Raw genomic sequence first — 6124 nt, 5'->3', positions numbered from 1 at the left:
ACTCCAACGGCACGGATGTGGTCGAGCTGCGCAAGCGGGTGGGCATGGTGTTCCAGAAATCAAACCCTTTTCCCAAGAGCATTTTCGAGAACGTGGCCTACGGCCCCCGGATCCACGGGATTCGCGGCCGCGCCAAGCTGGAGGAGATCGTCGAGCGCAGCCTTTACCGCGCCGGCCTGTGGGAGGAGGTGCGCAACCGCCTCGACTCCAGCGCCCTCGACCTGTCCGGCGGCCAGCAGCAGCGGCTCTGCATCGCCCGCGCCCTGGCCGTGGACCCCGAAATCCTGCTGATGGACGAGCCGGCCAGCGCCCTCGACCCGCGCAGCACGGCCCGTATCGAGGACCTGATCGATGAGCTGCGGCGCGACTACACCATTGTCATCGTGACCCACAACATGCAGCAGGCGGCGCGTGTTTCCGATTTCACCGCCTTTTTCTACGAGGGGTTCCTGATCGAGTACGGGCCCACTCGCCAATTGTTCACCAAGCCCCGGGAGAAAAAGACCGAGGACTACATCACCGGCCGTTTCGGTTGATCGTGCGGGGAGGCAGAGACCTATGTCACAGCACTTGCTGAAAAGCATCGAGAAGCTAAAGCGCATGATCCTGGCGGTAAGCGCCATGGCCGAGGAAAACGTCCACCTGGCCGTGCGCGCGGTCGAGAAGCGCGATGCCGCCCTGGCCCAGAAAGTCATCAAGAGCGACATCGAGATCGACAACATGGAGGTGGAGGTCGAGGAGGAAAGCCTGAAGATCCTGGCCCTGCACCAGCCGGTGGCTTTCGACCTGCGCTTCATCGTCTCCGTGCTCAAGATCAACAACGACCTGGAGCGTATCGGCGACCTGGCGGTGAACATCGCCGAGCGGGCCGCGTTCCTCTCCACGGTCAGCCACGGCGTGAAAATGGTCTTCGACTTCGCGGGCATGACCGCCAAGACCCAGACCATGCTGCGCCAGAGCCTGGACGCCCTGGTGAACAACGACGCCCGTCTGGCGCGCCAGGTGCTGGCCACGGATGACGAGGTGGACGAGATCAACCGCCGCATGTACGAGCAGGTCAAGGACGGCATCCGCTCCCAGAGCGAGGACCTCAACGTCCTGATGCACTTCATCAGCATCTCACGGCACCTGGAGCGCATCGCCGACCACGCCACCAACATCGCCGAGGATGTGATCTACCTGGTAGAGGGCGAGATTGTCCGCCACAAGACCGAGGATTACGCCGCCGACCAGCGCAATGCGGACCGCAACAGGAACAGCAAGTGACACACTGAGTTCCAACCGTCTCAAGGCACGCCGCCCGGCCCTTTCAAGCCGGGCCGGTCCCATCTCGAAGTACGATCCCTGATTCAGAAGTCTGTCCCGCAACAAGCGGAAAACAACGGACCGGATGAACAGGGTTTTGTGCTGACCGATGTTTTAGCTGCGGATTTGCCTGTGGTTTGTTTTCGATTAGCGCCTGTCTTCGCAACCGGAGTCCTGTCAGTCAAACCCGGCGCCACCGTACCGACCCGGCGCGCGCCGCGCCACCCGAACCAGCCGTCCGTGCACCACGGAGCAGCACCCCGGGACCGGACGCAACACAAGGAGATGCCTTTGAGCCACAGGCTACCGAAACTCGCGCTCAGCGCTCTGGTCTGTGCGGTCTCGTTCAGCCGGCCCGCAGCCGCCCAGCAGGTCAACGAGGCCCTGGCGGCTTTCACCCCGGAGCTGTCCGCTTTCCTCTACTACCAGCACGATATCAGCAGCGGCGACGGCAAGAGCAACTCGTTCGATATCTCCCGCCTGTACGTGGGCGGCCGCTACAAGCTGGCCGACAATTTCAGCCTGCGTTTCCTGTCGGACATGGCCCACGAGGACAACGGCGAGTTCGAGCTGTTCGCCAAGTACGCCTATCTGGACTGGAAACTGAGCGTCATCCCGGCCAACCTGACCATGGGTCTGCACACCACCCAGAACTGGCGCACCCCGGAAAAGGAATGGGGCTACCGTGGAATCCGCAAGGCCCCCCTGGAGTCGTTCGGCGATTTCTGGGGTGATGTCCGCGGCCGCTACCTGGCAGGCCTGGAGGCCCGGCGCGCGGTGCTCGCCGCCGGTAATGCCGCCCAGCAGGCCGAGGCGGCGCGCCTGGCCCTGCAGAAAAGCGATTTCACCCGTGGCTCGCGCGGCAAGATGGGCTCCTCGGCCGACCTGGGGTTATCTTTCTCGCTCAAGCCGGACAAGAACACCTACCTGGACGTGATGGTCCTCAACGGCTCCGGCTACAAGAAAGTCGAGGACGACCGTTTCAAGAACCTGCAGGTGCGGGCCGGGCGGTACCTGTGCGGCGGGAAACTGCACCTGTCGGGCTATTTCGAGCTGGAGCCCTGGAGTTCGGTGCGCGCGGATGGCAGCGAGGCCAGATACAACAACTTGGAATGGGACCTTCTGGCCGGCTGGACCGAGAAGGACCGCTGGCAGATAGCCGCCGACCTCAGCTCCAAGCGCTTCGGCTGCAGCCTGGAGGATATCACCGCCACCAGTTTCGCCGTCTTCGGCAACCTGAACCTGGGGCGCAAGGACCTCAAGGCCATCGGGCGCTACGATTTCTACAGCAGCGGGTTCGACGGGTCGGCGGGCTCCAGCGCGGCTGCGCCGCTCAAGCTGGATGGCCGTCTGCTCATCCTGGGCCTGGACTACATCGCCAACAGCCGGGTGCACATCATCCCCAACCTGCAGGTGCTGGACTACGAGGACAGCGCCCGCCCGGCCCAGGCCATGCTCTACCTGCACACCCTGATCTCGCTCTGAGCGATGACTTATCAGAAGAAAACAACGCCCCGGCTGCGACAAGCCGGGGCGTTTGCGTTTAAGTTCAAACCCTTTTCGTACCGCTTCACTGCGTGACTTGACCCTCTGCGGCCTCCAGGCCGCCAAGGGGACAGAATCCCCAATTCTCATGCTAAGTGTACAACCCCAACCTCACAGCTTGAACTCGCTCAGGCGCACCGGCTTGCCGGTGGCGGCCGAGCGGTCGGCGGCAAAAACCACCCGGTGCGTCTCGAACGCGCTGTGAAGGTCGTTGTGCGGGGTTTCGCCCCCCTCCAGGCACTCGGCGAAATAGGCGAACTGCTCACGGTAGGGGTGGTGCGCCACATCCCCGCTGTCCACCAGTTGCACGTCCATTTCGCTCCAGCCGGCGAGGCCCTCGATTTTCTTGCTGTAGAATCTCTTGTTGTGGAACGAGCCGTGCGAGCCGACCATGTTCATGTTGAACACGTAGGGCTGCATGCAGTCGGTGACCGAGGCCACCTTGCCCAGGGTCAGGCCGTTCTCGAACTTGAGCAGGCTAACCGAGGTGGGGTCGTACTCGTAGGGACGGTAGGCCGGGTGCGGGTTGGCCGTGGAGCAGGAATAGACCTCCTCCACCCGCCCGCCGGTCAGCCAGAGCAGCATGTCCAGCGAGTGGCAGCCCGCGGTCAGGAGCGAGCTGCCGCCCATGTCGCGCTTGACATTCCATTCGAACTGGCCGTACCAGGGGCCGATGCCGTGGAAATAGTCACACTCGGCGTAGTAGACCTCGCCCAGCAGACCCTGGTCTATCACCGCCTTCATCGCCTTGGCCACCGAGATGAACCGCGCCTCGAAACAGACCGAGGTGCGCACCGCGTTCTTTTCCACCGCTTCCAGCATCCGGCAGGCGTCCTCGAAGTTCAGGGCGATGGGCTTTTCTATGATCAGGTCCTTGCCCGCGGCTGCGGCCTGCACGGTCTGCCCGGCGTGGAATGGGTGCGGGGTGCAGATATCCACTATATCGATATCCGGGTCGGCCAGGAACCTATCGTAGTCGTGGTAGACTTTCAGTTCCACTCCATAGTTCTGGCGGAACCAGGCCGGGTCGAGCCGGCGACGGGTCAGCACCGCCACCGGCTCGTACTGCGGCAGCTCCTTGAACGAGTTGAGGTGCGCTCCGGCCACCCAGCCGAAGCCAACAATCCCCACCCTGTATCTGGCCATCGGGGTCTCTCCCCTCTGCTTGGGTGTGAAGCGCGTCAGACCTGCGAGAAATCGAGCGGCTTCAGGATGATGTCCGTGATGTTGGAGACCGTGTCCTTGTACTGCTCGTCCGCGCGCAGGCGCAACCAGTCGGGGTGCGCGCCGAAAGCGGCCCAGCCGCTGTCGCGGGCGGCCATGTTCTCGTGTGAGAGCATGTAGGTCAGGCAGGGCATCTGCGCCCCGGCCAGTGTTTCGGCGTAGAACACGGGATTCAGCCCCACCGCCCGGAAAATGGCAATCTCGCCGCCCTGGTTGAACATCTCGATCTTTTTCTTCGCCATCTTCAGGCTGTGGCTTTCGTAGGTGCGCATCTCCAGGATGCGCGAGGCCTTGCCCGCCGTGGCCGCGGGCGCCTCCAGGCGCGGCATGTCCTCGAACGCCAGCATGAGCGTGCTCTCGTAGCGCAGGAACGCCGGGTCGGAGAGCGGCAGGTCCAGGATAGCGGCAGCCTTATCGCGGTATTCCTTGTCCGCCAGAAGCGCCTCGCTCTGCCCGGCGAAAGCCTCCAGGGAGGCGAACGGCAGCAGGAGGTAGAGGCTGTAGGAGGGCGTGTTCTGGCCGTACAGCGGGCTGAAAGCGCCCACCGGGTTCACACCCAGGCGGTTGTAGGCCGGGATGAGGCTGTCGCGGCAGTAGTCCAGGAAACGCTGGCGCTTCTCGCCGGTGGCCAGGCTGTAGCGCCTCAGCTCCAGATACTGGCGCGCGCCGCTTTCGGCTGCGGCGGCGGTCTGCGCGGCCGAGGCCGCGGCCAGGGTGCCGGCGGCCGCACCCAGGATCATGTCGCGTCGTTTCATCAGGGGCTTCCTTTCGGTTGGGGGACTCGAACCGTTCAATATGGATTGATAGAATATGAGCCTTCATTTTCACACGTGCGTGCGCAGTTTCAGCTCCAGCGGATGCGGGTTCAGGTAGTACTGTTTCTCCAGATACGGCTGGCCGTACTTGCGCACGTAATGCTTGATCAAGGTCAGGGGAACGAGCAGCGGAACATGGCCCGCACCGTAGGCCCCGATCAGCTCCAGCAGTTCCTGTTTCTCGTCCGGGGCCAGGACTTTCTTAAAATAGCCCAGGATGTGGGTCAGCACGTTGACATTCTTTTTCGGCGTGGCGGCAAGACGCAGCGCGCGCATGAGCTGCTCCGGATATTCGCTGAAAAGCCCCTCGCTCGCCATCTGCCCGGCCCCGGCCACCAGACGGCCCAGGCTGCGGTAGCCCTCCACACTGTGCGCCATCAGCAGCAGCTTGTGACGGGTGTGGAACTCCACCAGCGCCCCGGGAGAGGCGTTTTCCGCCAGCAGGGCCCGCCAGCGCTGCATAACGAATATCCGTTCGATGAAATTCTCGCGCAGCACCGGATCGTGCAGACGGCCCTCATCCTCCACCGGCAGATACGGGAAACGCTGCATGAACAGCCGCGCGAAAATCCCCACTCCGTTCTTGACCGGCATCCCACCGGGCGTTGCCGGGTAGACCTTGATCCGCTCCAGGCCGCTGGAGGGGGATTTGCTCTTGAAAATAAACCCGCAGAGGTCCTCGCGCGCCAGACCTTCCAAGCGCTCCTCCGCCCAGGCCAGCATGCGCCCGGTGTGGTCGATCCCGGATTTGATTGTCATAAGACGAGGCGAGCCGGGCTCTCCCACCAGGCGCATCGCCTCGCGGGGCACGGGAAGCCCGCACTCCACCTCCGGGCAGACCGGCACGAACTCTACCCACTGGCCCAGGGTGTCGCGGATGAACGGGTCCAGCTTGTGTCCCCCGTCATAGCGCACTTTCTCGCCCAGAAGGCAGGTGCTTATCCCGAGCCTGATCTTGTCGTTCGCCATGCCGTGCCCTCCTTACCGGAAAGGCATTGAAGGTGTAAATCCCCCTCGATCCCTGCAATGTCCGGTTAGGAACTTGCAGTTTGAAGCTGATCGTCTCATTTCTGCTTTGGTTTCGGCCCAGTACGGTCCGGTTAAAATTTAAGGGATAGAGCCAATTGAGGTTGATTTGGTTTAAGTAATTTGAGCTTGTCGAACTTGATTCTTAGAACTTCAATAATATCAACATGTTCCATCAACAGCTCGCCGATGACCTTTGTCAGTTCATG

At 62.6% G+C, this 6124-nt stretch carries 6 protein-coding genes; 3 read left to right on the top strand and 3 right to left on the bottom strand.

Annotated features, from left to right (window positions below):
• The 3 genes from LLH00_04595 to LLH00_04585 all read left to right on the top strand — a co-directional run.
• Positions 1–536 (top strand): phosphate ABC transporter ATP-binding protein (locus LLH00_04595; protein ID MCE5270543.1); only part of this gene is annotated, 536 nt, incomplete at its 5' end.
• A gap of 22 nt (positions 537–558) precedes the next feature.
• Complete coding sequence (phoU, locus tag LLH00_04590; GenBank protein ID MCE5270542.1) at positions 559–1266, top strand: phosphate signaling complex protein PhoU; 708 nt, start codon at positions 559–561, stop codon at positions 1264–1266.
• A gap of 330 nt (positions 1267–1596) precedes the next feature.
• Positions 1597–2790, top strand: a complete 1194-nt coding sequence (locus LLH00_04585) for a hypothetical protein (protein MCE5270541.1) — start codon at positions 1597–1599, stop codon at positions 2788–2790.
• A 171-nt stretch (positions 2791–2961) separates the two neighbouring features.
• Here the strand turns inward: LLH00_04585 and LLH00_04580 are convergent, their stop codons facing one another.
• The 3 genes from LLH00_04580 to LLH00_04570 all read right to left on the bottom strand — a co-directional run bounded on the left by LLH00_04580 (position 2962) and on the right by LLH00_04570 (position 5858).
• Positions 2962–3996: a Gfo/Idh/MocA family oxidoreductase gene (locus tag LLH00_04580; GenBank protein MCE5270540.1), complete on the bottom strand. Its 1035-nt coding sequence runs from the start codon at positions 3994–3996 to the stop codon at positions 2962–2964.
• Between the two features lie 35 nt (positions 3997–4031).
• Positions 4032–4829 carry an NIPSNAP family protein gene (locus LLH00_04575; GenBank protein ID MCE5270539.1) on the bottom strand — a complete coding sequence of 266 codons (798 nt, stop codon included), beginning with the start codon at positions 4827–4829 and terminating at the stop codon, positions 4032–4034.
• A 69-nt stretch (positions 4830–4898) separates the two neighbouring features.
• The gene (locus LLH00_04570) at positions 4899–5858 is read right to left on the bottom strand and encodes a DUF523 and DUF1722 domain-containing protein (protein MCE5270538.1); all 960 of its coding nucleotides are present in this window, start codon (positions 5856–5858) and stop codon (positions 4899–4901) included.
• Positions 5859–6124: the final 266 nt, after the last annotated feature.

This window comes from bacterium (assembly GCA_021372515.1).
Taxonomy (GTDB): Bacteria; Gemmatimonadota; Glassbacteria; order GWA2-58-10; family GWA2-58-10; genus JAJFUG01.
The sequence above is the reverse complement of the archived record's forward strand: the minus strand, read 5'-3'. Positions and strand labels throughout refer to the sequence as shown.